At 57.0% G+C, this 388-nt stretch carries 1 protein-coding gene; it reads left to right on the top strand.

All coding sequences use genetic code 11. The features are described 5' to 3' along the window. Positions 1 to 388: transposase (locus tag J9889_RS24815; protein ID WP_210558489.1), on the top strand; the 388-nt coding region annotated here is incomplete at both ends.

The raw sequence follows: 388 nt of genomic DNA, 5'->3' as shown, positions 1-388 counted from the left end.
CGGGGTCAGGATGCGGCCAAACGGCTGCTGGGCTCAGAATTGGATGGCGTGTTGGTGACAGACCAGTACGCAGGATACCGTTTCATCGACAGCAGCCAGCGTCAGCTGTGCTGGGCCCATGTACTGCGCAATGTGGCAGCGATTGCTGACAGCGGCGAAAAGGTCAATCAGCCCATTGGGGCCCGACTGGTGCTTCTCGCAAATAGCGTATTCAGGGTTCGACATGGCTATGAACAAGGCGAGTTGAGCCAGAAACAATATCAGCGAAGGCTTGAGCGATGTCGGCAAAGCTGGCGAAAAGAGCTGGGGCGAGGCAGTTTGCTGTGCAGCAAGCGCTACCGAGGTCGCTGTCGGCTACTGCTCAAGGATGATGAAATGCTGTGGCGTT

Origin of the sequence: Aeromonas sp. PrichA-15, assembly GCF_017939245.1 — a bacterium.
GTDB lineage: Bacteria > Pseudomonadota > Gammaproteobacteria > Enterobacterales > Aeromonadaceae > Aeromonas > Aeromonas caviae.
The sequence above is the reverse complement of the archived record's forward strand: the minus strand, read 5'-3'. Positions and strand labels throughout refer to the sequence as shown.